Here is a 326-nt window from a genome sequence, read left to right as displayed (position 1 = left end):
CTGGGGTCCATGTCAGGCCAATGCCGTTGGGCAGCATCACTGTGTTTGAATGGAGTGTCAGGACATCAATGGGATGCCCCTGAGAGTTGTGGTATACAGGCAGGCCTGAGCGATCTTTCCCCTGGTAGTTGAGCTTTTCACGATGAAACTTCAGATCAGCGTTATCCGATAAAGACGCTGGCCAGAACAGGGCTGATAGAGGAATCGCTCTGGCAGTCACTTGTGGAGCAGGTTTAAGCCATTGTCCCAGGTTTTCAAACATCAGAGCCCAATCTGTTCCGGTCAGGATCTGAGAGCTGTCAGCAATGGCGGAAAGAGTTTAGGTA

At 51.2% G+C, this 326-nt stretch carries 1 protein-coding gene; it reads right to left on the bottom strand.

Annotated features, from left to right (window positions below; all coding sequences use genetic code 11):
- On the bottom strand, nucleotides 1–262 hold a 262-nt coding region (locus CWC28_RS22465; protein WP_212746845.1), incomplete at its 3' end, for a hypothetical protein.
- Between the last annotated feature and the right edge of the window lie 64 nt (nucleotides 263–326).

Origin of the sequence: Pseudoalteromonas sp. S4492 (genome assembly GCF_005886115.1) — a bacterium.
GTDB classification, from domain to species: Bacteria; Pseudomonadota; Gammaproteobacteria; order Enterobacterales; family Alteromonadaceae; genus Pseudoalteromonas; species Pseudoalteromonas gelatinilytica.
Note: the sequence above shows the minus strand (reverse complement) of the source record. Positions and strands in the feature narration are given on the sequence as shown.